This is a genomic window from Dongia mobilis (assembly GCF_004363235.1).
Taxonomy (GTDB): domain Bacteria; phylum Pseudomonadota; class Alphaproteobacteria; order Dongiales; family Dongiaceae; genus Dongia; species Dongia mobilis.
On record NZ_SNYW01000008.1, the window covers coordinates 400,244 to 423,016 of the forward strand.

General features: G+C 65.1%; 20 protein-coding genes and 1 tRNA gene. 8 read left to right on the top strand and 13 right to left on the bottom strand.

Annotated features, from left to right (window positions below; translation table 11 throughout):
• Positions 1 to 13: 13 nt before the first annotated feature.
• Positions 14 to 379 carry a hypothetical protein gene (locus A8950_RS10615; protein ID WP_133613616.1) on the top strand — a complete coding sequence of 122 codons (366 nt, stop codon included), beginning with the start codon at positions 14 to 16 and terminating at the stop codon, positions 377 to 379.
• On the opposite strand, the gene A8950_RS10620 is transcribed toward A8950_RS10615, so the two are convergent.
• From A8950_RS10620 to A8950_RS10640, 5 genes are all read right to left on the bottom strand, one after another.
• Positions 376 to 2,463 (bottom strand): methyl-accepting chemotaxis protein, encoded by a 2,088-nt coding sequence (locus A8950_RS10620; protein WP_133613617.1) that lies wholly within the window; start codon positions 2,461 to 2,463, stop codon positions 376 to 378. The genes A8950_RS10615 and A8950_RS10620 overlap by 4 nt on opposite strands.
• Before the next feature lie 295 nt (positions 2,464 to 2,758).
• Complete coding sequence (locus tag A8950_RS10625) at positions 2,759 to 3,301, bottom strand: cupredoxin domain-containing protein (RefSeq protein WP_133613618.1); 543 nt, start codon at positions 3,299 to 3,301, stop codon at positions 2,759 to 2,761.
• Positions 3,285 to 4,574 carry a multicopper oxidase family protein gene (locus A8950_RS10630; RefSeq protein WP_133613619.1) on the bottom strand — a complete coding sequence of 430 codons (1,290 nt, stop codon included), beginning with the start codon at positions 4,572 to 4,574 and terminating at the stop codon, positions 3,285 to 3,287. The genes A8950_RS10625 and A8950_RS10630 overlap by 17 nt, the downstream gene beginning before the upstream one ends.
• Before the next feature lie 12 nt (positions 4,575 to 4,586).
• A complete protein-coding gene (locus tag A8950_RS10635) occupies positions 4,587 to 5,747 on the bottom strand; it encodes a TolC family protein (protein WP_133613620.1) in 1,161 nt (386 codons plus the stop codon).
• A gap of 12 nt (positions 5,748 to 5,759) precedes the next feature.
• Positions 5,760 to 6,101, bottom strand: a complete 342-nt coding sequence (locus A8950_RS10640) for a hypothetical protein (protein ID WP_133613621.1) — start codon at positions 6,099 to 6,101, stop codon at positions 5,760 to 5,762.
• A gap of 74 nt (positions 6,102 to 6,175) precedes the next feature.
• Here A8950_RS10640 and A8950_RS10645 point away from each other — a divergent pair, with 74 nt between their 5' ends.
• Entirely contained in the window at positions 6,176 to 6,748 is a 573-nt protein-coding gene (locus tag A8950_RS10645; protein ID WP_133613622.1) for a hypothetical protein, read from the top strand.
• A 185-nt stretch (positions 6,749 to 6,933) separates the two neighbouring features.
• Here A8950_RS10645 and A8950_RS10650 read toward each other — a convergent pair whose 3' ends face one another.
• Positions 6,934 to 7,380 carry a DUF411 domain-containing protein gene (locus A8950_RS10650; RefSeq protein ID WP_133613623.1) on the bottom strand — a complete coding sequence of 149 codons (447 nt, stop codon included), beginning with the start codon at positions 7,378 to 7,380 and terminating at the stop codon, positions 6,934 to 6,936.
• 117 nt (positions 7,381 to 7,497) lie between these two features.
• A tRNA-Arg gene (locus A8950_RS10655) sits at positions 7,498 to 7,574 on the bottom strand.
• 468 nt (positions 7,575 to 8,042) lie between these two features.
• Between A8950_RS10655 and A8950_RS10660 the strand changes: the two genes are divergently transcribed.
• Positions 8,043 to 9,665, top strand: coding sequence for a mechanosensitive ion channel family protein (locus A8950_RS10660; RefSeq protein WP_166645109.1), 1,623 nt, complete (start codon positions 8,043 to 8,045; stop codon positions 9,663 to 9,665).
• A gap of 59 nt (positions 9,666 to 9,724) precedes the next feature.
• On the opposite strand, the gene A8950_RS10665 is transcribed toward A8950_RS10660, so the two are convergent.
• Positions 9,725 to 10,465, bottom strand: a complete 741-nt coding sequence (locus A8950_RS10665; RefSeq protein ID WP_243735603.1) for a GNAT family N-acetyltransferase — start codon at positions 10,463 to 10,465, stop codon at positions 9,725 to 9,727.
• A 235-nt stretch (positions 10,466 to 10,700) separates the two neighbouring features.
• Between A8950_RS10665 and A8950_RS10670 the strand changes: the two genes are divergently transcribed.
• A complete protein-coding gene (locus A8950_RS10670) occupies positions 10,701 to 11,180 on the top strand; it encodes a hypothetical protein (protein ID WP_133613626.1) in 480 nt (159 codons plus the stop codon).
• A gap of 48 nt (positions 11,181 to 11,228) precedes the next feature.
• Here the strand turns inward: A8950_RS10670 and A8950_RS10675 are convergent, their stop codons facing one another.
• Positions 11,229 to 12,284, bottom strand: a complete 1,056-nt coding sequence (locus A8950_RS10675) for an ABC transporter substrate-binding protein (RefSeq protein ID WP_166645110.1) — start codon at positions 12,282 to 12,284, stop codon at positions 11,229 to 11,231.
• A gap of 186 nt (positions 12,285 to 12,470) precedes the next feature.
• On the opposite strand from A8950_RS10675, the gene A8950_RS10680 reads away from it, so the two are divergent.
• The 4 genes from A8950_RS10680 to A8950_RS10695 all read left to right on the top strand — a co-directional run bounded on the left by A8950_RS10680 (position 12,471) and on the right by A8950_RS10695 (position 16,022).
• Complete coding sequence (locus A8950_RS10680; protein ID WP_243735604.1) at positions 12,471 to 13,496, top strand: proline racemase family protein; 1,026 nt, start codon at positions 12,471 to 12,473, stop codon at positions 13,494 to 13,496.
• Positions 13,493 to 14,488 (top strand): NAD(P)H-dependent glycerol-3-phosphate dehydrogenase, encoded by a 996-nt coding sequence (locus tag A8950_RS10685; RefSeq protein ID WP_133613629.1) that lies wholly within the window; start codon positions 13,493 to 13,495, stop codon positions 14,486 to 14,488. Before A8950_RS10680 ends, A8950_RS10685 begins: the two co-directional genes overlap by 4 nt.
• Before the next feature lie 128 nt (positions 14,489 to 14,616).
• On the top strand, positions 14,617 to 15,051 hold the full coding sequence (locus A8950_RS10690) for a universal stress protein (RefSeq protein WP_133613630.1): 435 nt from the start codon (positions 14,617 to 14,619) through the stop codon (positions 15,049 to 15,051).
• A gap of 347 nt (positions 15,052 to 15,398) precedes the next feature.
• The gene (locus A8950_RS10695) at positions 15,399 to 16,022 is read left to right on the top strand and encodes a GNAT family N-acetyltransferase (protein ID WP_133613631.1); all 624 of its coding nucleotides are present in this window, start codon (positions 15,399 to 15,401) and stop codon (positions 16,020 to 16,022) included.
• A 45-nt stretch (positions 16,023 to 16,067) separates the two neighbouring features.
• On the opposite strand, the gene A8950_RS10700 is transcribed toward A8950_RS10695, so the two are convergent.
• From A8950_RS10700 to A8950_RS10715, 4 genes are all read right to left on the bottom strand, one after another.
• Positions 16,068 to 17,126, bottom strand: coding sequence for a tetratricopeptide repeat-containing serine protease family protein (locus A8950_RS10700; RefSeq protein ID WP_166645111.1), 1,059 nt, complete (start codon positions 17,124 to 17,126; stop codon positions 16,068 to 16,070).
• A gap of 221 nt (positions 17,127 to 17,347) precedes the next feature.
• A complete protein-coding gene (locus A8950_RS10705) occupies positions 17,348 to 18,862 on the bottom strand; it encodes an aldehyde dehydrogenase (RefSeq protein ID WP_133613633.1) in 1,515 nt (504 codons plus the stop codon).
• Positions 18,863 to 19,053: 191 nt separating this feature from the next.
• Positions 19,054 to 20,094, bottom strand: a complete 1,041-nt coding sequence (locus A8950_RS10710; RefSeq protein ID WP_133613634.1) for a DMT family transporter — start codon at positions 20,092 to 20,094, stop codon at positions 19,054 to 19,056.
• The gene (locus tag A8950_RS10715) at positions 20,087 to 22,567 is read right to left on the bottom strand and encodes a cation:proton antiporter (protein ID WP_133613635.1); all 2,481 of its coding nucleotides are present in this window, start codon (positions 22,565 to 22,567) and stop codon (positions 20,087 to 20,089) included. The genes A8950_RS10710 and A8950_RS10715 overlap by 8 nt, the downstream gene beginning before the upstream one ends.
• Positions 22,568 to 22,773 lie beyond the last annotated feature (206 nt).

Genomic DNA, 22,773 nt, shown 5'->3' on the forward strand with positions numbered 1-22,773 from the left:
GGGAGAGAGTGTCATGAACATCAATGGGTTGTTTGGCGGATTGCCGCCAGGCGTTACCGTCGCATCCGGCAAGGCTGACCCTCTGGAACGGGGGCCGCGGGCGGAATTTCTTGCCTATATGGAGAAGTCCCCGGCTGAACGGATGCGCGACACTTGGCTGAAAGCCCATGGCCTCAGCGAGGACGATCTGAAGGCCATGGCGCCGGCCGAGCGTGAAGCGGTCGAGCAACAGATCGCTGCCGACATCAAGGCCCAGATGCAGGAGGACGCGCAAGAACAGGCGGCTTTGCAGGCCCGGAAACAGGCCCTGCAATCCGGCCGCATCACCCTGCCGACCGCAAGCTTCCTGGTGCTGGTGACCGAACAGGATCCAGCCTAGCCGGCGCGGACACGGGCAATGAAGCTGTCGACCTCGTGGCGCAGGGCTTCGGCCTGCTTGGCCAGTTCGCCGGACGCCTCCAGTACCTGACCCGCAGCACTCCCGGCATCGTCGGCAGCGCGGCTGACGCCTTCGATCGACCGCGCCACCTCCTCGGTGCCGCTGGCGGCCTGGGTGGCGTTGCTCGAGATCTCCGCCGTGGCGGCGGTCTGTTCCTCTACCGCCGCGGCAATGGCCGAGGAGATCTCGCTCACCTTGGCGATGGTCGCCTTCACGGTACCCATGGCCTCGACTGCTGCATTGGTGGTGGTCTGGATCTTCTGGATGCGGCCGGTAATCTCCTCGGTCGCCTTGGCGGTCTGGTTGGCGAGGTTCTTCACCTCCGACGCGACCACGGCAAAGCCCTTGCCCATATCGCCCGCGCGCGCCGCCTCGATCGTGGCATTCAGGGCCAGCAGATTGGTCTGGCTGGCGATCTCGCCAATGAGGCGCACGATGCCGCCGATCTCCTCGGCTGCGGCGGCAAGCTCGCTCATCGTTTCGCCGGTCTTGTCGACCTCGCCCACCGCGTCATTGGCGGTGCGGGCGGAATCGCTGACCTGGCGGCTGATTTCGCCGATCGAGGCCGACAGCTCCTCGGACGCAGCTGCCACCGTGGTAACGCTGGTCGAGGCCTCGGTGGTGGCTGCTGCCACGGCCTGTGCCTGCTTTGTCGCCTCTTCGGCCACGCTCGACATGGATTGCGCATTGGCCTCAAGCTCGACCGCAGAGGACGAGACGGCCTGCACCACGCCCTTGACCGAGGCCTCGAAGGAATCGGCCAGTTCCAGCATGCCGCGCCGGCGCGCCGCTGCGGCTTCCGCCTCGGCCGCCTGGGTCTGCTGGCGCAGGGCCTCGATCTCGATCAGCTTCTGGCGGAAAATCTCGATCGCCTTGGCCATCACGCCCAGTTCGTCGCCGCGCGCCGTACCGGGAACCTCGACATTGGTGTTGCCCCCGGCCAGCTGCTCGACGGTGGTGGTCAGTCGCTGGACCGGCTTTGCCGCGAGGGAGCGCACCAGCAGGATCATCACCAATGTCAGGGCCACCACCAGCACACCGGACGAAATCAGAACGATCTGGGTGATGGCATCGGTCGGTCGATTGACCGTCGGCATCCGCAAATTCGTCATCACCACCCAGGGCCGCGGTGCTTCCCCCAGGGCAACCGGCGACAGGATCCGCAGGACATCGACCTGCAACGCATCGGAGAATTCGGTCAGTTCCAGCGCCTCACCGCCGACCGCCTTCTCGACATGCTGCAGCAAATCGGGGCGCGTATCCTTGATTGTCTTGCCGACGAAATCCGGATCTGAGTTTGCGACCCAGGACCCGTCAGCCGAGGCGAGAAACACCTGACCATCTCCCAGCGGCATCTCCTTGGCGAGTTGCTCGCCGAGTGAATCGAGGGCGAGATCGACGCCGGCGACTCCGATCGGCTTGCCGTCCTCGATGATCGGCACGGTGACGCTGGTCATCAGAACGTCGACGCCATTCACGGGGTAAACATAGGGCACCGAGATATATTCCTGGCCGGAATCGAAGGCACCCTTGAAGTAATCCTGGTTGATGGCCTCGTTTTCGCCTTCGGAGGGCGGTGCAACATCGACATCGCCGTCCTTGTGGACGGTATAGATCGAGATTCGGCCACCAGCGGTCATGCCGGTCGTGCCCTTGTATTCCTCGGCCTTGTTGTCATAGCCGTCGGCGATGATCTCGATCCAGGTGCCGACCAGGTCCGGGTTGGCGCGCGTTGCGGCCTTGGTCGCATCGATCAAGTCCTGGCGCGGCTTGTTGGCTTCCTTTGCCGCCAGCGTATTCTCGGCGAGGACGCGGGCTACCTCGAACGCCGTGTTGAACCGCAACTGTACCTTGGCGGCGGCAGCCTCCGCCGTGGCGCGCCCTAGATTGATCGACAGCGTCTGCGTTTCAAATGCGGATCGGTCGCGTACGATATAGGTCGAGACGCCAAGACCGATGATAAGGGCAAGGCAGATCGGCAGCAGCAGCTTGCCGGCCAGCGACAGGCGATTCCACAGATTCATGATCCCCACCCCCCTTTTCGCAATGTCTCGGATTTGAGAAGCATTTTAGAGATGGGCGATTAAGAAGCGCTTAAGCGCATCAGTCTTGGCTTAAGAACATCGTCCTTTGCTAGGAAAATTGGGCTCTCTGCCAGTTCATGATCCCAGAAACCCGTGGCCCCAGGAAGGAAATGGATTTGTGCCGTCCTGGCAACCCCAAACGAGCCCGTCGGAGAGATCTGTTGGCTGCAGCCGGAGATTGCCCCCAGGGAAATGACCAAGGGCAATCTCCGGGATAGAGAGGTGAAGCGCCTCTCTATTTCACCATTCTGACTTTTGTCACCATCCCGCCGGCATAGTGACCGGGCATCTGGCAGGCCAATTCGATCTGCCCCTTGATCGGCTTGGTAAAGGCCCAGATCAGCTCCTTCGTCTCGCCGGGCTCCAGGGTGATCGCGGTGGCGTCGTTCTCGTGCTTCATATCGGGCATCTTCTCCATCATCAGCGCATGCGCGCGTTGACTGGGCGAATCGCCGACCGAGAACTCATGCGGCATGGTCCCCCTGTTGGTGACGACAAACTTGACGACGTCTCCCTGCTTGATCGTCAGCGGTTCGTGAACAAATCGCATTTCGCCATTTTCATCAACGGCATCGACCAGCACTGTCTTGGTGACGTTTTCCGCCTTGCCCGGCTCGCCGAACTCGTAGTGCCCGCCCTCATGGGTTCCGGCCGCATTGGCGGCGACCGTGGCGCTCATCAGAGATGCGGCGGCAAGCAGGGTGACAAATATCGCTTTCATCATGGTTTCTCTTCCTGGATTGACGTTGATGGTGGTGTGGTCAGGGCTTGTATTCATAGGCGACGGTTCCCTCCGGATGCTCGTACCAGCCGGGGTCGCTGTAGTCGCCGGGGGCGACGTCCTTGCGGACCTTCAGGACGGTGAACATCCCGCCCATCTCGATCGGCCCGAAGGGACCCTCGCCGGTCATCATCGGCAAGGTGTTCTCGGGCAGGGTCATGCCCATGGCGACCATGTCCTGCATCTCGGCCATGCCGTTCTCGCCCATCGGCATGTACATGTAGTCAGGCAGCAGCTTGGCAATCTTCGGTGTCGCCTTTTTCTGGTCGACGCCGATCATGTTCGGGACATCGTGACCCATCGGCCCCATCGTGTGGTGCGATTTGTGGCAATGGAATGCCCAATCCCCTTCCACATCCGCCACGAACTCGAACGCCCGCATGGCACCGACCGGAATATCCGCCGTCACCTCGGGCCATTGGGCGGATGGCGGAACCCAGCCGCCATCCGTGCCGGTGACCTTGAACGTGTAGCCATGCAGGTGGATCGGGTGGTTGGTCATGGTCAGATTGCCGACGCGGATTCGCACCCGGTCGCCCTGGCGGACCACCAGCGGGTCGATGCCTGGAAACACGCGACTGTTGAAGGTCCACATATTGAAGTCGGTCATCTCCGCGGTATTCGGCGTGAAGGTGCCGGGATCGATATCCCAACTCGCCAGCAGGAAACAGAAATCCCGATCGACCCGGTGTGAACCGTCGCGCGGATGCACGATGAACATGCCCATCATCCCCATGGCCATCTGCACCATCTCGTCGGAATGCGGGTGGTACATGAACGTGCCGCTATGCCGGACGGTAAACTCGTAGACATAGGTTTTACCCTTGGGGATATGCGGCTGGGTCAACCCCCCGACACCGTCCATGCCGCTCGGCAGCAAAATCCCGTGCCAGTGAATGGTGGTGTGTTCCGGCAGCTTGTTGGTGACGAAAATACGGACCCGGTCGCCCTCGACGACCTCGATCGTTGGACCAGGCGACGAACCGTTATAGCCCCAGCAATTGACCACCATGCCGGGCGCGAACTCGCGCTGCACGGGCTCCGCCACCAGGTGGAACTCCTTGACCCCGTTGTTCATGCGCCAGGGCAGCGAGCCGCCGTTGAGGGTGACGACGGGCGTGTAGCTGCGACCGTCGGCCGAGAGTGGCTGGCGGGTGGCCGGGTCGGTGAAACTCTCGGGCTCGGCGGGGGCTGCGATGGCACGGGAGATCAGGCCGGCGCCGGCAGCGAGGCCAAGCCCGGAGGCAGCGAAGAATTGTCTGCGATTCATTTTCTGGGTTCCTCAATTGGGCAATGCGCCGCCGACCGATTGCACCAGCTCGGCCTCGGCAATCCAATAATCCCGCAGTGCCGCCACATATTCGCGGCCCGCTTCGACCTGACCGCGCGTGTCATCGATCAGGTCATAGACGCCCATCAGCATGCCGTTGTACTCGAGCTGGGTTTCACCCAGCACGACGTCGGAGAGCGGCAGCACGGTGTCGCGCTGGTACTTGGCGATGTCGTAATGGATCTGCAGGGCGGCATAGTTTTCCCGAACCTCGGAGCGGACATCGACGGCACTGTGCCAGAGTGCCCAGGATTTCCGTTCGCTGAGGTGGTCGAGGCGTCGCTCGAGGGCGAACTCCTCCAGGCCGTCGAAGACCGGGCGCGCCTCCGGCAATGGCGGCAAGGTTTCCGGCGCCGTCCAGTTGGCGTCGTCCCCCCAGAGGCCGAGCAGGCGATTGAGCGTCTCGCGCGTGGATACGGCCTCCAGCTTGGCATGCGCCAGCGCCTTCACCACTTCGGCATGGGTCATGTGGTGCAAGGCCTGCGCGCGCCGGTTTGCCGTACCGGCCTGGTATTGCGCATTTGCCAGTTCGGCCGCCGCCTGCGTGGCGGTGGCCGCATGCTCCAGCATGTTCTGCAATTGCTGTGCCGCGACTGCCGCGAAATAGGCCTTGCGCACGTCCTCGCCCACTTCGACGAAATCCTCGACCGTATCGAAATACTCCTTCGGGAAGTCGAAACGGTCGACCGTATTGACCGATTTCATGAGGGCTAGGCGTGCGGCCGTCCAATCCATCTCGGTATGGTTGACGTCGGTTTCGGTTGCCGCGGCCTCTGCCATGGCGAGGACCAGGTCCTCGTCCCAGATCTGCTGCGACTGATAGACCTGCTGCAGATGCGGCGTGTTGAGCATGGCGATCTCGACCGCCGCACCCACCGTCATCGGCCGAGTCAGCAGGTTGCGGACACGTTGCTGCGCGGCCACCTGATAGTCGCTGAGTGCAGGCAGCGGCTTGCGGTCCAGATAGTCGGCGCGCGCCACAACCCGGTTGGTGTCGGGAAAATTCGCCAGTTCCGTGGCCGAACAGGCGGAAACCAGCAAGGCAGTCCCTGCCATCAGCAACCATTTGGAATGGCGAGCCGCGACCTCGGCCAGGGGAAAGGGAAGCTTCATTGCACCCTCCCCTCAGTTGCCGGGCATGGCCGGCATGTGATCATGACCAGCACCATGCATGTTGCCGTGATCCATGCCGTGCATGTTGCCGTGATCCATCCCCGGCATCATGTCGGTCCGGCCGGTTGCCGGCTGACCGCTAGGCGCGGTGACCCCGCTGTAGGAAGGGATTGGCGCCTCGCGGTTTAGCAGCGGAACGGCGAGTGCGAAGGGATCGATGGTGTCGGCTTGACGATCGGCTTGCGCCGGATCGGCGGGATGGGACGGGGCGGCCACTTCGTCCGTTGCTGGCGCCGAAATCGGCCAGACAAGCCCGAGAAATGCCGCCGCCAGAATGGGCAGATTTTTCTGCATGATGTGCTCCAGTTGCATAAGGTCCTGCGCCGCCAGCTATAGGCAGCGATGCTTTTCAGCCGGATGCGCCTGCCATGATCACCGCGACCGTCACCGGCGCGGGATTGCAGGAACAAACCGCTGATGAGAACTCAGGCGAACTGGGGCGGGTGCAAATGACCGATCGGTTCCAGGGAACTGCCGTCAACCGGTGCATACCGGAAGAGGATTGTCGTCAATGCCATGGCAGGCAAGTCCCCGATCGTTGCAAGGACGCAGCCCGGGCAACCGGCACTGCCATGGCAGTGGCTCGGCAGCGCATCGCTGATCCCTTGGTCCGACTGGCCGTGATCATGCGATGGGGCCTTCGCGGCGGTGATCTGCAGGTGGTCGTGGCCGAGCGCCGCCTGGGGGCTCACTTCATCCCGGTTCTCATGCCCATGACCGTTCCCATGGTCATGCCGGGAATTGTGTTCGTGTCCGGATGCGTGCCCGGAACCTTGAGAGAATTCATCTGTCGATTGTCGGCCGGCCAGTACGTCCGACCATCCCCCGCACAAAGCGTGCGCACTGGCCGACGTTCCCGCAACCGCGGTGACCAGGAACATAATCGCCATCAGGAGGCGTGTCAGCCTTGCCATTTGCACGCTTGTTTGCCGCCGCAATAAACGAGGGAGACGTCTTCGTCTCTATGCGAGATATTGTACTTCCGGTCAAGCGCAAGGCGACGCCCAACATCCATATAAGGCAGGATTGGTACGTTCTTGTGGCACCTTCTTGGCGCGACCGAGACACGTCCCTGAACCTTCCCGCGTGGCAAGGTTCGACATCGCCAAGGCCGGATATGCAGCCGCTAATCCGACCAGAAGGTGCGTGGCATGATGCCGTCGTCGATCACCAGCACCAGCAATGGCCCCTCCCTGGTGCCGCTCATGCCCGGCGATCCTGGCGGCATGCCGGGAAGCGCAATACCCTTGATGGCCGGGCGCTCGGCCAGCAGCTTGCGGATCGCAGCGGCGGGGACATGGCCTTCGATGACATAGCCTTCGACGAAGATCGAATGGCAGCCGGCGAGATGATCGGGAATGCCCCGCTGGCGCCGGATCTGGTCGAGATCGGTCGATTCCTCGATCGTGACCGCGAAACCATGTGCCTGCAGATAGGCCGCATGATCCGTGCAGCAGCCGCAATTGGGATCCTTGACCAGGTGCATCTGCGGGGCACTGGCCTTGGGAGATCTGAACGAAACAAGAACAAAACCCAACCCAATCAGGCTGGCAAGGGCTGCGCGTCTGTTCATGGCGAAGCACTCCTTGGCTTGAGCTTGACCGGGCGCCGTTTGGCGACCTTGCCGCCATCCACGATCCCGGCGCAGTGCCCTGTCATCTGTTGCTCAGGTGGCGACAGCGTCGAGATATGGCGTCCCCGAGAGGATTCGAACCTCCGACCTACGGTTTAGGAAACCGACGCTCTATCCTGCTGAGCTACGGGGACGCATGCCATGCAGCCCTGGGCGGGCAGCGGGCGCGGACCTTATAGCAAGCTTGCCAGTGCGTTGCAAAAGCCGGCCGTTTCAGAAGCCAAGCGGTCGGGCGCCGCTCAATTTGCCCAGCTGCCGTGCCACTGCCATTAGCGCAATGACTGGCGCCGCGGCGGCCGCAGGGCCCGATTACGGACTGACTTGATGATCCGCAAAGCGCCCATTCGGATGTTTCCCGCTTGGTTGCCAAACCGGGAGGCCTGCGCGCCGCGTTGCCACCTCATGGTATCGCCCTTGCCGTCAGCGACCGGAAAAGTGGCGCCCGCCGGAGCGGACAGCCCGCAGGCCTTGCCGAACGATTGTGATCAGGCAAGATCTTCAACGGCAGCGAATCGGCCATCCTGGCCTGGGAAGGATAATGCCATCGCCCCTGGCCGGATGATCGCCTGCCAATGATGCGCTCTCGAACAAGGAACCGTCCCATGGCCCTCTGGCGTCACCTGGCATTCGCGGCACTCTGCGTGGTCATGCTCGGCCAGATCCTTGTTGCCGCGCCGGCGATTGCCCAGGAAGCGCCAACGGAGGTCGCCCCACCCCCGCCGGTCACGCTGACCTTCCTCAACCGCGAGATTATCACCTTCCGGGACTCGGTGGGTCCGCTGACGCCGCAGCAGCGCGCAGCACTCTCGCATCGCCGCCTGTCGGAAATCGACGACGCGCTGCTGGAAAATGAAATCGAGCTCGAACAGATCACCCTGGGCAACCGGACCGGGCTGGTTCTCACCCTGGACGGCCGATTGCTGTTCGGGATTTCGCCGGGGGATATCGACCCCGAATTGCCGACCACAGTCGAAGAGCTTGCCCTCGACGCCCGGGAAAAGCTGAAGGAGGCCTTCTCGGCAAGGCTGGAGCAGCGCCGGCCGCAAGTTCTGGCGCGCGCGATCGGCTTCAGCATTGGCGCCGCGATCCTTTGCGTTGGCTTGATCTGGTTGGTCTGGTTGCTGCGCATCCATATCCTCGAATGGGTCAACGGTATCATCGCGCGCAGCATCGAGCGGGCAACCCATGCCGGTTTCGACTGGCGACGCTATGGCTATGCCTTCACCGCCCGCATCGTGCAGTTGTTGACCACCTTCACGATTCTCCTGCTGGCCTATCTCTGGATTACCTTCGCCCTAAGCCAGTTCCCGGTCACCCAGCCGCTCGGCAGCCGGATGGGCGGTATCGTCCTGCAGCTGATCGAGGACCTCGGTGCCGGCATCCTCGATGCAATTCCAGGTATTCTGACGGTCGCCGTGATCATCGTGCTGGCCCAGGCGGTCAATCTGACCTTGGGCAATGTCATTCAGGCGGCCGAAGAACGCCGTCTCAGGGTGCCGCTGGTCGATCCGGAGACAGCGGGGGCTACGCGCAAGATCCTGCGCATCCTGATCTGGGGCATCGCCCTGGCGGTCGCCTATCCCTACATCCCCGGTTCCTCCAGTCTCGCCTTCCAGGGTCTTAGCGTTCTCTTCGGCCTCATGGTTTCGCTGGGTTCGACGGGCGTCGTCTCACAGATGATGAGCGGCACGGTCCTTGCTTATTCGCGATCGCTTCGCCCGGGCGATTACGTTCAGATCGATACGCATGAAGGCACCGTTTCGGAAGTCGGAGCGATATCCACCAAGCTCATCACCCCGAACAATGCGGAGGTGACCATTCCAAACTCCGTTCTGGTCGAAAACACGGTCATCAACTATTCACAGCGCCTGGGGAACGGCGCCTCGCAGATTTCAACGAAGATCACCATCGGCTATGACACGCCCTGGCGCCAGGTTCATGCCATGCTGCTGATGGCGGCCGAACGCGTGCCGCAGATCGCCGTCACGCCTGCACCCTACGTCTACCAGCGGGCCCTGACGGACTTCTATGTCGAATACGAACTATTTGCCGTGATCTCGACACCGGCCGAGCGCGTCCCGGCCCTCTCAGCTCTGCATGGGGCGATCCAAGACGTGTTCAACGAGTATGGCGTCCAGATCATGTCGCCGCAGTTCTACGAACAACCGCCGCAGCCGCTGGTCGTGCCGAAGGAACGCTGGTTCACTGCTCCGGCGAAGGAATAATTCCCCGGCACTGGATCGCCGGTGGTGGTCCTGCTTCTGGCGTTGCGAAAGCCGGGCGTTCAGGCGCCGGTCAATTCGCCCAGCCGTCGCCGTGGGCGGCCGGTCAGGTCGAAATTCTCCGGTGCGAGCCAAGCCTCGAAGCCGGCTCGCAGGCGGGGCCAGTCGCGGTCGGTGATGGCATACCAGGCGGTGTCGCGATTGCGGCCCTTGTAGATCACGGCCTGGCGAAAGGTTCCCTCATAGGTGAAACCGAGCCGCCTGGCCGCCGCCTGGGAGGGCGCGTTGAGGGCATCGCACTTCCACTCGTAGCGGCGATAGCCAAGCTCGTCGAAAACCCGCCGCATCAGGAGGTACATCGCCTCGGTGGCGGCGCTGGTGCGCTGCAGGGCGGGGGCATAGGCGATATGCCCCACTTCGATGACGCCGTTGGCGGCATCGATCCGAAGGAAGCTGGCCACACCCCGCGCCTCGCCGCTGGCGCGGTCGATGATGGCATGAAAGAAGGGATCGGTCCTCGACGCCATGTCGGCGGCCCAGTTGCGATAGGCATCGAAATCGGCAAAGGGCCCATAGGGCATGTAGGTCCACATGGCGTCGCTGCGGTCGGCGGCATTGGCAGCAAACAGGTCTGCGGCATGGCGGCTTGGGTCTAGGCGCTCGATCCGGGCGAAGCGGCCCTCGATCGGCGTTAGCGGCGGCAGCGGCCGGGCCTGCCAGCCAGGTACCGGGAAACCGACCGGCTGGCCGAGCGCGTTGCAGATGGGGCCCTCGTCGGGCGACGTGGTTCCGGATGTGGTCACGCTTGCAGCTCCTGATGGCAAATGCCGGCCCATCGGGACCGAATCTCCGGCGAAATCTAGCCGCCGTAGTGCAGCAATGCCATGGTTGGGAATCCCGCCGCATGTGATGGCGGTCAATTTTCCGCGCAGGTCCGGCCCCTGGCGGCGGCGCACCTGTGAAGCCGGTCACTTGCCGCAACCCGGCCCATGGCCTAGTTGATGGACAACGCGACCATTAATGATGGGAGTCATCGTCATGCGAACCCGACGAAACCAGGTTGAAACCGGGACCGGCTGCGCCGGCAGGGCCAACCCGACCCGCCGCGGCCTGCAATTCGGCATCGCCTTCCTGGCGGCGACGCTTGCCGGCTGCGCCGCCCCGCAGGCGGCGACGACGCCAGGCGCGGCCCCGCTGGTGATCAGTCAGTCGACGGCAGAAGCGCTGCAGGAATATCTCGGCAAGCTGGATCCCATGCGACGCGGCGCCTTTGCCGTCAGCGTCGACGGCCGCAACTCATATGGCGTCTACTGCCCGGAGATCAGCTGCCAGATCAACGTGTTCGGCGGCACCGCGCTGTCGCAATGCCGGAGCCTCAGCGGCCAGGAATGCCGGCTGCTCTACGTCGCCATGGAACCGCGCATCGCCTTTACCGTCGCTACGGCCAAGGGTCCCGCCGGCAAGCATGGCCTGAAGCGCGCCCGGCCGCTCGATGAATTGCCGGCATTCAGGGAATAGTCCCCGGGGCGGGGGCGACCGGTCGTCTCCGCCCCGATCCGCCTTGCCCTAGTTGCGCTGGCCCGCGCGCCCGGATCGGATTGCCAGCAGGATGTCGCTCAGGGCGCCATCCGGCGCCGCCCGCAGGACCGGCTCGGGCGCGCCGGTCAGCAGCAGGTTGATGGTGCGGTCATAGGCGGTCATATCGAGCCGGCCAGTGACCTCGCCATCGGTCGGCAGGGCCGCGGCAATCCCGCCCAGCGCCTCGGCGATCACCGCCCCGCCGATTTCGGCATTCTCGGGCAGGCCGGCCAGCAGCCTCTCCGCCTCGCGCGGATTGTCGAGCACGACCTGCCAGCCTCGGAGCGCAGCCGATAGAAAGCGCGCATAGGCATCGACCCGCACCGGGTCGGCAAGCGCCTCGCGCCGGACGTAGAGCCCGTCTTCGAGCACGCCGAGGCCGAGCTCCTCATATTGCCAGGTGACCAGCCGGGCGCGCTCCTCGCCCAGTGCCGCCAGTTGCATGGGGGCAAGATAGGTGGTGGTCGTCATGCAATCGGCCTCGCCAGCCAGGAACAGCTCCGCATCCTGTCCCTGGCGCAGCACGGTGACACCGCCACCGCTGGCGAAATAGCTGAGACCGAGGCGGTTGAGCCAGGCATAGAAGGAGCTTTCCCACCCGCCCAGCCAGACGCCGACATTCTCGCCCGCCAGTTTTCCCGGCTGGTCGATCGCCGGCCGGCAGACCAGGCTGAGGGTCGCGCGCTGGAACAACTGCGCCACATGCACGACATCGCGGCCTTCAGCGCGGGCGCGCAGGGCTGCCGGCATGATGTCGATGGCAAGGTCCGTATTGCCCTCGTCCAGGCGCACCACCGGCGATTGCCCGGGAGCGGATTGCTGCAGCACGACGTCGATCCCGGCGGCGGTGAAATAGCCGCGCCGCGCCGCCAGCAGCAGGCCTATATGGCGCAGGCCGGGCCCGGGCGGCAGCTGCACCGAGACGACCGGGCGTGCCGCCTGGGCAATGGCGGTCTCGGCCATTTCGGGCGATTGCGCCGAGGCAGGAGAGGCGGGCAGGATCGCCAGCGAGAGCGCCGTCAGGCAGGTCCCGAGCAAGGCCAAGGCGGGCCGGGTGCAGAATATGCGGTTAGTCGGATGCTGGGGCATGGTCCGGTCGGTTGCAGGGCGGCGCCCCGGCGCGTGGCGCGGGCTTGCGCCGGGACCGGATTTCAGACTACAGGCGATTGGGCCGGACGCGAAAGCGCAAACCGGCCAAGGCGGACATGGTTCGAGGCGACGGAGTTGGGCGTGTCGGAATCCGGCAGGATCGAAGCAGGCGACATTCATACGGTCGAGATGCATACCGGCGGCGAGCCGGTACGCATCGTGACGGCTGGCTATCCCGAGATTCCCGGCCGCACCATCCTGGAGAAACGACGCTATGCCCGCGACCATCTCGACCATCTGCGCCGGCGCCTGATGTTCGAGCCGCGCGGCCATTACGACATGTACGGCGTCCTCCCCGTCGCGCCGGACATTCCGGGTGTCGATATGGCGGTGCTGTTCATCCATAACGAGGGCTACAGCACCATGTGCGGCCATGCCACGATCGCCCTCGGCCGCTATGCGCTGGATCAGGGTATCATTCAGCCGGAAGGCGACGGCTTTGCCCGGCTTCGGCTGCAATGTCCCTGCGGCCTGGTCGAGGTAACGGTGGCGGCACGGGGACCCGAGCAGGGCCGCGTCAGTTTCGTCAGCGTGCCGGCCTTCGCCTTCGCGCTCGATTGCGCGGTCGAGGTGCCGGGCCATGGCCGGGTGCTGCTGGATATCGGCTATGGCGGCGCCTTTTACGCAATCCTGCCGGCGGCGGCCTTTGGCCTTGATGTCCGGGGCGCGCGTACGCGCGACCTGGTGGCTGCCGCTGCAGCCGTTACAGAGGCGGTGAAAAAGGCCGTGGCGCTGGATCATCCCGACGATGCAGATCTCGCTTTCCTCTATGGCACCATCCTGACCGATGGCGGTGATGGCAAGGCGGCGCCATCGGCCAATATCTGCGTCTTTGCCGCCGAGGAGGTCGACCGCTCGCCCACAGGCAGCGGCGTCACCGCGCGCCTTGCCCTGATGGCGGCGCGCGGGCAGGTGGCGGATGGCGAATGGCGCCGGTTCGAAAGCGTCACCGGCGCGCTGTTCGACGGTCGCGTCGTCGGCCATGAGACGAGCGGCCGCTTCGATTGCATCCGCGCCGAGGTGGCGGGACGCGCCTACTATACCGGCCGGGCGGTCTTCACCGCAGAGGCCGACGATCCGCTCAAGGACGGGTTCCTGCTGTCATGACCCTTGCACAGGTTTCCGTCATCGGCGCCGGTGCCTGGGGCACGGCGCTGGCCCTTATCGCGACAAGGGGCGGCTGCCGCGCCTTCCTTCATGCCCGCCGCCCGGAACTGGCGGCCACCATCGCGGCGACGCGGTGCAATGCCGCCTATCTTCCCGATATCGAATTGCCGGCGGAACTTGCCGTGACGGCCGATTTTGCCGCGGCGCTGGATGCCGATGCCGTGCTCTATGCCCAGCCGGCGCAGCACTTCCGCGCCTTCTGCCAGAAGGCGCGCCCGCTCTGGCGGATCGGCGCGCCGCTGGTCCTCTGTGCCAAGGGAATCGAGCAGGAGAGCGGCCTGCTGCTGCACGAGATCGCGGCCGAGGCCCTGCCGGGCGTTGCAGTCGCCGCCCTCTCCGGGCCCAGTTTCGCGATCGATGTGGCGCGCGGCCTGCCGACCGCCATTGCCATCGCCGCACCCGATGGTGCCCTGGTCGAGCGCCTGATGCGAAGCCTCAGCCACGGCGCGCTGCGGCCCTATGGTTCGGAGGACCTGGTCGGGACCGAGGTCGCGGGCGCGGTGAAGAACGTCTATGCCATCGCCTGCGGCCTCGCCATCGGTGCCGGGCTCGGCGACAATGCCCGCGCGGCCCTCATCACAAGGGGCCTCGCCGAGGTGACGCGCCTGGCGCTCGCCAAGGGCGGTCGGCAGGAGACGCTGATGGGCCTCGCCGGCCTCGGCGATCTGGTGCTCACCTGCTCCAGCCCGAAATCGCGCAACATGTCGCTCGGCATCGAGATGGGGCAGGGGCGCCCGCTCGCCGATATCCTGGCCGGCCGCCGCAGCGTCGCCGAGGGCGTCACCACGGCGCCGGCCGTCCTGGCGCTGGCACGGCAATTGGGCGTAGAGATGCCGATTGCGGCTTCGGTCGAGCGCATTCTCCATGGCGGCGGCAGCCTCGCCGCCGAAGCGGAAAATCTGCTGGCGCGGCCGCTCAAGCGGGAGAGTTGAGCGACCCGGGACGCTTCGGGCGCGCCGGCTGATCGCGGGAGGATTGAGGCGGGGGCGGCGATCGGTGACAATGTTTGGCGGGCGGGCAGCGGCAGGCCCGAGTCGCGGCAACGGCAAAAGGAAGCGACATGAGCGTCACCCTCGACAAGATCCTGTGCGCGACCGACGGATCGGCCCCGGCCCAGAAGACCGTGGTCTTTGCCGTCGAGCTTGCCCAGCGCCTCGCGCTGCCCCTGAGTTTCATCACCATCACTGACCCCAAGGACGACCCGGCGCCGATCGTCTGGGATGCGGAAGCGATCCATGCCGGCCGCCTGCCGCCCGACCGGGCATTGCTGGAGGCGCTCCAGGTGGCGCTGAAGGCCGGCATCCGCCGCATCGCCGCGGTGCGGGCGCCCGGCGATGAAATCGCCCAGGCGATCGTCGCCTATGCCGAGACCAACTCCTATCACCACATCGTCATGGGTTCGGAAGGGCGCACCGGCGCCAAGCGGCTGCTCCTCGGCTCGGTTGCGGCCGACGTGGTGAACCTCGCCCATTGCCCGGTCACGATCGTCCGGTAGGCGAAGCGCCGCCAGTCGAAGCGTCGGCAGTCACCGCGGCAACATGCAATTGTCATCGGCCTGCCCGCAGATTTTTATGGATTTGGCGGCCGCCTTGCCCTATATCGCCCTACATCTGCAACAGCCGGAAGGCTCGTTCGATGTGCAACCTCAGTCTCCGACGACGATCGCTGACCACCGCTGACGGCATGGCCGGGCGGGTGGCGGTATCGGCTGTGCGCGAGGCCTAGGGTTGCAAGGGTGCGGGACGGGGTCCCACAGGCACCCGAGAGATCCGAAGCGGAAGGCAAGGCCGGTACCCGGTCCTGCCCAAAAACGAGAACCGCTTCATCCAAGGATCTCCATCGATGAACCAGAGCAATACCTCGCAGTTTGCGTTCACCATCAAGCCTGAATCCGCCGCGCTGGCCGCCGGCGTCGAGCAGTTGCTCGACGCGGTGTTCGGGCGAGCGCGGTTCGACAAGGCTTCCTATCTCTACCGCGTCGGCGTCGAGCCGGTGGCGGAACTTTCCTGGATCGCCGAACACCGCGGCGAGATCGTGGGCACGATCCGCTATTGGCCGATCCATATCGGGCCCGAGGCCCATCCCGCCCTGCTGCTGGGGCCGCTCGGCATCGCCCCCCGCCTCGCCGGCAAGGGGATCGGCCGCACGCTAACCTTCCGCACCCTCGAGATCGCGGCCGAGCTGGGCCACGATCTGGTGCTGCTGGTGGGCGATGTCGACTATTACAAGCGCTTCGGCTTCGTACCGGCGGCCCCCCACGGCTTCGTCATGCCGGGCGAAGCGCGGCCGGAGCGCCTGCAGGTGGCACCGCTGAAACGCGGCCTCCTCGGCCAGGTTCAGGGCGAGATCCGCCATGTCCACGGCCTGGAGCCGGCGGCCATCGCCAGCGGCATCCAGAGTCCGCTGACGGCGATCTTTGCCAGCCAGGCCGCAATGCCAGGGCAGCAGCCTCTCGACCAGCACTGATGCCGCGACCGGCGCCGGTGACTGCGCCAGTGACTGCGCCGGCCATCACTCTGGCTGGAAGCAGGTCACCAGCACGGTAAAGCCGGCGAGCCGGGCGTCGAGATCGTTCCGGCTCATCGGTGCCTCGGCAGCCGCGCTGCGAAAGGCGATCTTCTGCTCGTCCAGAAAGCCCTTCAGCGCAGCAAGCCGGATCGCCATCCCCTCGTGGCCGCCCTTTGGCGCCGATTTCTTGACGATGCCGGTGATCGGCAGCGAGGCGAACACCACACCGCGCACCAGACCGGCCTCGTCGACCAGTGGGCCGCCGCTGTTGCCGGGATCGATCTTGTTGGTGAGCAGCCAGAAATCGACCTCGTCCTTGTGGCTGATCTTGCGCTGCGACAGGCTGCCTTCGGTCACCGTATAGGTGGGCGCGTTGTCCCCGGCCCCCGGATAGCCCCCGGTCAGCAGCGGCTTCCCGGTGGCGATGTCCGGATCGGCCGCAAGGGTCGCAATTTCGCCGGCGCGAATCCTGGTACGCAGGATGGCGAGATCGCGCTTGGCATCCGCGGCAACCACCTTGGCCGGAATCCCGGGGGCAACCGTAACATTGGTGCAGCCCTCAACCACATGCTCGTTGGTGACAACCACGTCCTCGGCGATGACGATGCCGGAGCCGGTGGCATGGACGTCGCTCAGTCCGCCAAAGCTGTCATCAATGGCGATGGCGCGCATGTTCGCTCGCCACATTTCGTCCGGCTTGAGCGGTTTCAGGCGCAGCAGCGACTGGGCTGCCGCCTGGTTCCGGCTCAGTGCCGCCTTGGCATACCAGGCCAGCGCCCAGTCGGGGTAGTTCGTCTTCTCCGACAGGCGACCCATGGCCAGTTGCGCCTCGGCATGGCCCTTGTTGGCAGCGCGGCGATACCAGGCCTTGGCCTTGTCGGAATCCACCTCGCGGCCAATACCCCGCTCGTAGATCAGCCCGGCCATGTATTGCGAGGGCGGATCCTTGCGCTGCTCCGCAGCCGCCAGACAGGCCGCCGCCGTGGCATCGGCATCTGCCCCCTGGCGCAATTCCCCATCGAGGCCGAGGGATGCGCGGCAGACACCGTTGTCGTCTGCCAACGCAAGTCGGCCAGCCGGTATCGCAGCCAGCAGCAGGACCAACAAGGGGGCCAGCGCAGCGGCCCTGACACATTGCCTGACGTTCAAATCCGACCTCGCGTCCAATTGCTTCGCCTCAATTTTATGTCGCAAGGCGGGTGTCACTGCAACCATGCCGATTTGCCCCAACAAAAAGGGCGGCAGGTTGCCCTGCCGCCCCCGTCATGCGGACGGAATATCGCTCAGCCGAGATGCATCCAGACCGATTTGGTCTGGGTCACCGTGGTCAGCGTCTCCAGGCACTTGTCGCGGCCCATGCCGGATTGCTTGAAGCCGCCCCAGATCGAGGTCATGTCGCCATGGTCGAAGCAATTGACCCAGACGATGCCGGCCTCGATGTCGCGCGCCGCCTTGTGGGCAAGGCTGACATCCGAGGTCCAGATCGAGGCAGCAAGGCCATAGATCGAATCATTGGCGATCTCGATCGCCTGGTCGATCTTCTTGAAGGGGAGGATGGTGCCGACCGGGCCGAACACTTCCTCGCGCGCGATGCGCATGTCGTTCTTCACGCCGGTGAAGAGAGTGGGCGCCACATAGCAGCCCTTCTCGAGCCCCTTCGGCACGGCGCCGCCCAGGGACAGTTTGGCGCCTTCCTTCTTGGCGATGTCGATATAGCCAAGGACACGCTTCTGTTGTTCCTTGGTGACCAGTGGGCCCATCGTCGTGGCGGGGTCGAGCGGATCGCCCGGGTTGAAGCTGGCCTTGGCCTTCTCCAGGAACTTGGCGACAAACTCGTCATGCACCTTGGCGTCGACCAGGATGCGCGAGCCGGCATTGCAGACCTCGCCCTGGTTGCCATAGATGCCGTTGACCGCATATTGCGCCGCCATGTCGAGATCGGGGGCGTCGGCGGTGATGATCTGCGGGGTCTTGCCGCCGCATTCGGTGGTGACTCGCTTCATGTTCGACTGGCCGGCATAGACCATCATCAGCTTGCCGACCTCGGTCGAGCCGGTGAAGCCGATCTTGTCGACATCCATGTGGAGGGCGAGCGCCTTGCCGGCCTCCTCGCCGAGACCCTGGACGACGTTAAGCACACCGGCCGGGCCGCCCGCTTCCATGAACAGTTTTGCAAGCAGGCTGGCCGAAAGCGGTGACTGCTCGGCCGGCTTCAGGATCACCGAATTGCCGGCCGCCAAGGCCGGGGCGATCTTCCAGGCCGCCATCATCAGCGGATAGTTCCACGGCACGATGCAGCCGATGACGCCCAGTGGTTGCCTAAGAATGTAGTGAAACTCGGTCGATGCCGTCGAGGTCACGGTGCCTTCGATCTTGTCGATGGTCTCGCCGAAATATTGGAAGGTCATCACCGCGCCGGGGATGTCGATGTTCAGCATCTCGCTGATCGGCTTGCCCATGTCGGTGGAATCGAGGAGCGCGAATTGCAGCGCATTCTCCTCGATCAATTGCGCGAACTTGTAGATCACCGTCATGCGGTCGCGCGGCGCCATCCTGGACCAGACGCCCGATTTGAAGGCCTTGCGGGCGGCCTTCACGGCCAGATCGACGTCGCTGGCGTCGGAACGCGCGACCGAGGCGATCACCTCGCCGGTGGCCGGGTTGATGGTTTCGAACTTCCGGCCCTTCCTGGCGTCGACGAACTTGCCGTCGATGAAGTTGCGGGTCTCCAGTTTCAGCTTGTCGGCGTATTTCCGGAACGACTTCTTGTCCAGTTTCCTGGCTTGATCGAGATTCATGGTGTTCACTCCCTTGTGTTGCGGCGCGGGGAAATTCCCCCGGCTTTCATCCTGGTTCCTGGCTTCGGGGCTTTCGGCCTTGCTGCCGGATTGTTTTGGCCAGCCCTGGCTCGGGCTAGCTTATAGCACCGGCGCCATTGCGCCCGCTAGACGCTGCCGATTTGCAGGACCGCTGACATTCTGCAGCGCCGCTACCCCTTTTGGGATAGGGCTTTCTGTCGCGCGCGCACCCGCTCGCGATGCGCGGTATAGATGCCGGTGGCGATGATGATGCCGGCGCCGATCCAGGTGGTGAGGATGGGCCAGCTGTCGAACCAGACATAGCCGATCGCCATGGCCCAGAGCAGCTGCACATAGATGAAGGGCGCGACAATCGAGGCCGAGGCGAAGGAGAAGGCGCGGATGACCAGGGTATGCGCCGCCCCGCCGGTTACCCCAATGGCGCCCAGCAGCAGCCATTGGTCCCAGCTGGGCGCCTGCCAGACGAAGGGCATGCAGGCGGAAAGCACCACGCAGCCCACCAGCGCCGAATAGAACAGCGAGGTGGCGTTACCGTCATGGCGCGCGGCGATCCTGGTCAAGACGTTGTAGCCGGCACCGCAACTGGCCGAGAGGACCGGCAGCAGGACCGCCGCATGGGCCATGCCGAAGCCCGGCCGGACAACGATGAGGACGCCGACGAAGCCGATGATGACGGCGCTCCAGCGGCGCAACCCGACCGTCTCCTTGAGGATGAGGAAGGAGAGGATGGTGATCACCATGGGCTCGACGAAGGCAATCGCGGTCGCCGTGGCGAGGTCGATATAGGTAAGCGCCAGGAAGAACAGCAGCGTCGTCGCCAGCATCAGCAGCGAGCGCAGGAACTGGAGGCCCGGCCGGCGCGAGCGCAGCGAGTTTCCCCAGCGCTGCGACCATGTCAGCGGCGAGCCCAAACCGGTCATGCGGGCCGCAATGGCGGCATAGCCGAGGGCGAAAACCAGATGGAAGACATAGCGGCCCCAGGCTACCTCCAGCACCGGCAATTCCTGGCCCAGATGCTTCACGATCGCATTGAAGACCGAGAAGATCATGCCGGCGCCGATGAGGCAGAGAATGCCGTAGAGCGGCCGGTCGGCGGCCAGCTGCCGCTCGCGCGCCGAGGGCAGCGGCGGCAGGGGGGCGGGGGCGGGATCCGGCGACAGCGGTTTTCCGGCTTCGCCGCCGGTGACATCCATGTCCGGGCGGTCAGTCACGCCTCAGCCGCTCCTTCGCCACGTCCTCGATGCGTGCCTTCAATCCCGCATCCTGCAGCAGCAGGCGCTGGAAGTCCCGCGCCTTCAGGGCGAGAAGCTGGCAATAGCCCATGGCAAGCACATCGGCGACGCGCGGCTGGCCGGTGAGCAGGGCGAGCTCGCCGAAGAAATCGCCACTGCCGAGTTCAACCTCTTCTCTCTCCAGCAGCACGCGCACGGCACCGGAGGCGATGAAATACATCGCATCGCCGCGGTCGCCACGCTTGACGATGACGGCATCCGGCAATTCCAGCTGCGGCTTCAGCAAGGCGGCGATGGCCTGCTGGCGCTGGATGTCGAGATCGCGGAAGATCGGCACGCGCTGCACCAGATCGATGGCGGAGAGCCTGGCATCCAGCCGCGGCCGGGAATCGAGACCCTGCCAATAGGCCTCGACCTCGTCGCGCAATTCGCGCTCGACCTCGCCGCTCACCACCTGGTTCTCGGCCAGCACACGGTAGGCGAGGCCCTCGCGCTGGCGGGCGATACGGGCCAGGAACTGGCGCTGCAGTTCCGCCGCATAGGCCGGATATTGCAATTTGAGGGCGATCAGCGAGCGCTCGACGATGGCGGCCCTGGCAGCTACCAGATCGACCACGGCGCCGGTCACGTCCTCGCCCACCAGGGGCTGCAGGCGGTCGCGGCAGAACGGCACCAGGCTGGTCAATATCCGGTGCTGCACCATCAGGAACTCGAACCGATCGGCCAGGGCTGCCGCCAGCGGCCGGTCGAAGCCGAAGCGGCGATGCAGCGCCAGGCGCCAGCGGAAAGTCGGCGAGAAGCGGACCGACTGCCCGGCCGCCTGCAGATAGGCCGGGCGTCCCAGCGCGCGCACCGCGTCGCGCACACGCTGCGCCTCGCGCAGCAGCATCTCGGCCACACGCCGGTCGACGATGCGGGCGTTGAGCAATTCGTAGCAGCGGTCGATCTCGCGCGCGGTGGCGACGGTCAGCGCCACCTTGACGACATCCTCGCCCGGCAATTCCGCTCCCTGCACCTGGCTGCGGGCGATATTCTGGCGCCGCTCGATCTCGGCCAGGGTCGTATTCACGACCTCGCGGTCGATACCCTCGGCCTGGGCGATGGTCTCGACCTCGTGGGCGATGTCGGTCAGCGTCATCAGCTTGGCCCGGTCGCGCACTCCGCGCGCCACCGGGCTCAGGCGGTTGAGGTGGAAAAAGCCGACCAGGGTGCGCAGGGTCGTGGCATTGACCAGCAGTGTCGCCAGCACGAAGCCGCATACCACGGTGCCGACGAAATCGCGCAGGCCCGGGGGCAGCGCCGTGTTCTCGACCACGGCGAGGGCAAGGGCCAGCGAAATGGCGCCGCGCATGCCACCCCAGACGATCACCGTCTTGATGCGGTGGTTGATGCCCTGCATCAGGCCGATCCGGGTCAAGACCGGCATCAGGCCGAAGACGGCAATGCCGCGCGCGGCCAGGGTCGCCAGGAAGACGACGGCGACATAGCCCAGTTCGCGGAGCGTGGTGTCTTCCATGATGCGCGGCACCAGCATGGCGGCCAGCAGGAAGATCAGCGAATTGGCCCAGAAGCCCAGCTGCGCCCAGACCCCTTCCATCTGTTCGAAGGTATGGCCGCTGACGCGGGTCTTGCCGATCGAGCCCAGGACCAGCCCGGCGGTGACGCAGGCGACGACGCCCGAGACGTGGAAGTAGTGTTCGGGAATGACGAAGCTCAGATAGGCCAACGCGATGGTCAGCGTGATCTCGGCCCGGGGCCAGCCGCCCATGGCGGAAAGGAGGGCGCAGGCGATTCGCCCCATGACGAAGCCGGCCAGTCCGCCACCCAGGAAACTGGTCAGGAAATGGCCGATCGTGGCGAGGATGCCGGCGCGGCCCTCGCCCAGGAGGATCGGCAGCAGCAGGCCGAAAAGGGCGATGGCGGCGGCGTCGTTGAGCAGGCTTTCGCCCTCGACCAGCGTGGTGAGCCGTTTCGGTACGCCCACCTCTCGGAAGATGCCGATGACGGCGGCGGGGTCGGTAGTGGCGACGATCGAGCCCAGCAGCAGGCAGGCCACCAGGCCGAAGGGCGAGACCATGGCGAGGGCGACGCCGACCGTGACGGCGCAGATGACGACGGCCAGCACCGCCAGGGTCAGGACCGGGGCGATATCGTCCAGCAGCCGCCGGACGTCGATGGCGATCGCCGTTTCGAACAGCAAGGCCGGCAGGAAGATCAGCAGGAAGGATTCCGACGACACCTCGACGCTGGCCAGGGCCTCGATGATCTCGTGCAGGGCGGGAGAGGGAACGCCGAGATCCGGCCGGAAGGTAACGATGAGGCCGAGGCCGAGGCCGACCAGTGCGAGGAGGACGGAATAGGGCAGTCGCAGCCGCGCCGCCAGCGGCGGCAGCAGGCTCATCAGCCCCAGCAGGCTGACCAGCCCGAAGACGACTAACCCGATGCTGGTCATGAAGCTGGGATACCCCGTGGCGGACGGATGCGAGACCCCCTTATAGACCGGAAGCCGGCCGGCGGTCCAAAGCCGAAGCGGGCTGCGGTGATGTCGGTCACGGTGGCGCTAGTTGCATGGCGCCAGTCGCATGGCAGCTCTCTCCACCTCGCTTTCCGGCCGGCCGTTGCCAGCCAGTTTCCTCCCCGTCGCTTGACAAGAATCGG

Excerpts from the sequence above, each read along its gene's own strand:
- A8950_RS10695 (WP_133613631.1), top strand. The coding sequence starts at position 15,399 with ATGAACCAGAGCAATACCTCGCAGTTTGCGTTCACCATCAAGCCTGAA.
- A8950_RS10670 (WP_133613626.1), top strand. The coding sequence starts at position 10,701 with ATGCGAACCCGACGAAACCAGGTTGAAACCGGGACCGGCTGCGCCGGC.
- A8950_RS10650 (WP_133613623.1), bottom strand. The coding sequence starts at position 7,380 with ATGAACAGACGCGCAGCCCTTGCCAGCCTGATTGGGTTGGGTTTTGTT.
- A8950_RS10620 (WP_133613617.1), bottom strand. The coding sequence starts at position 2,463 with ATGAATCTGTGGAATCGCCTGTCGCTGGCCGGCAAGCTGCTGCTGCCG.
- A8950_RS10640 (WP_133613621.1), bottom strand. The coding sequence starts at position 6,101 with ATGCAGAAAAATCTGCCCATTCTGGCGGCGGCATTTCTCGGGCTTGTC.
- A8950_RS10635 (WP_133613620.1), bottom strand. The coding sequence starts at position 5,747 with ATGAAGCTTCCCTTTCCCCTGGCCGAGGTCGCGGCTCGCCATTCCAAA.
- A8950_RS10690 (WP_133613630.1), top strand. The coding sequence starts at position 14,617 with ATGAGCGTCACCCTCGACAAGATCCTGTGCGCGACCGACGGATCGGCC.
- A8950_RS10645 (WP_133613622.1), top strand. The coding sequence starts at position 6,176 with ATGATCACCGCGACCGTCACCGGCGCGGGATTGCAGGAACAAACCGCT.
- A8950_RS10715 (WP_133613635.1), bottom strand. The coding sequence starts at position 22,567 with ATGACCAGCATCGGGTTAGTCGTCTTCGGGCTGGTCAGCCTGCTGGGG.
- A8950_RS10685 (WP_133613629.1), top strand. The coding sequence starts at position 13,493 with ATGACCCTTGCACAGGTTTCCGTCATCGGCGCCGGTGCCTGGGGCACG.
- A8950_RS10615 (WP_133613616.1), top strand. The coding sequence starts at position 14 with ATGAACATCAATGGGTTGTTTGGCGGATTGCCGCCAGGCGTTACCGTC.
- A8950_RS10625 (WP_133613618.1), bottom strand. The coding sequence starts at position 3,301 with ATGAATACAAGCCCTGACCACACCACCATCAACGTCAATCCAGGAAGA.
- A8950_RS10630 (WP_133613619.1), bottom strand. The coding sequence starts at position 4,574 with ATGAATCGCAGACAATTCTTCGCTGCCTCCGGGCTTGGCCTCGCTGCC.
- A8950_RS10660 (WP_166645109.1), top strand. The coding sequence starts at position 8,043 with ATGGCCCTCTGGCGTCACCTGGCATTCGCGGCACTCTGCGTGGTCATG.
- A8950_RS10705 (WP_133613633.1), bottom strand. The coding sequence starts at position 18,862 with ATGAATCTCGATCAAGCCAGGAAACTGGACAAGAAGTCGTTCCGGAAA.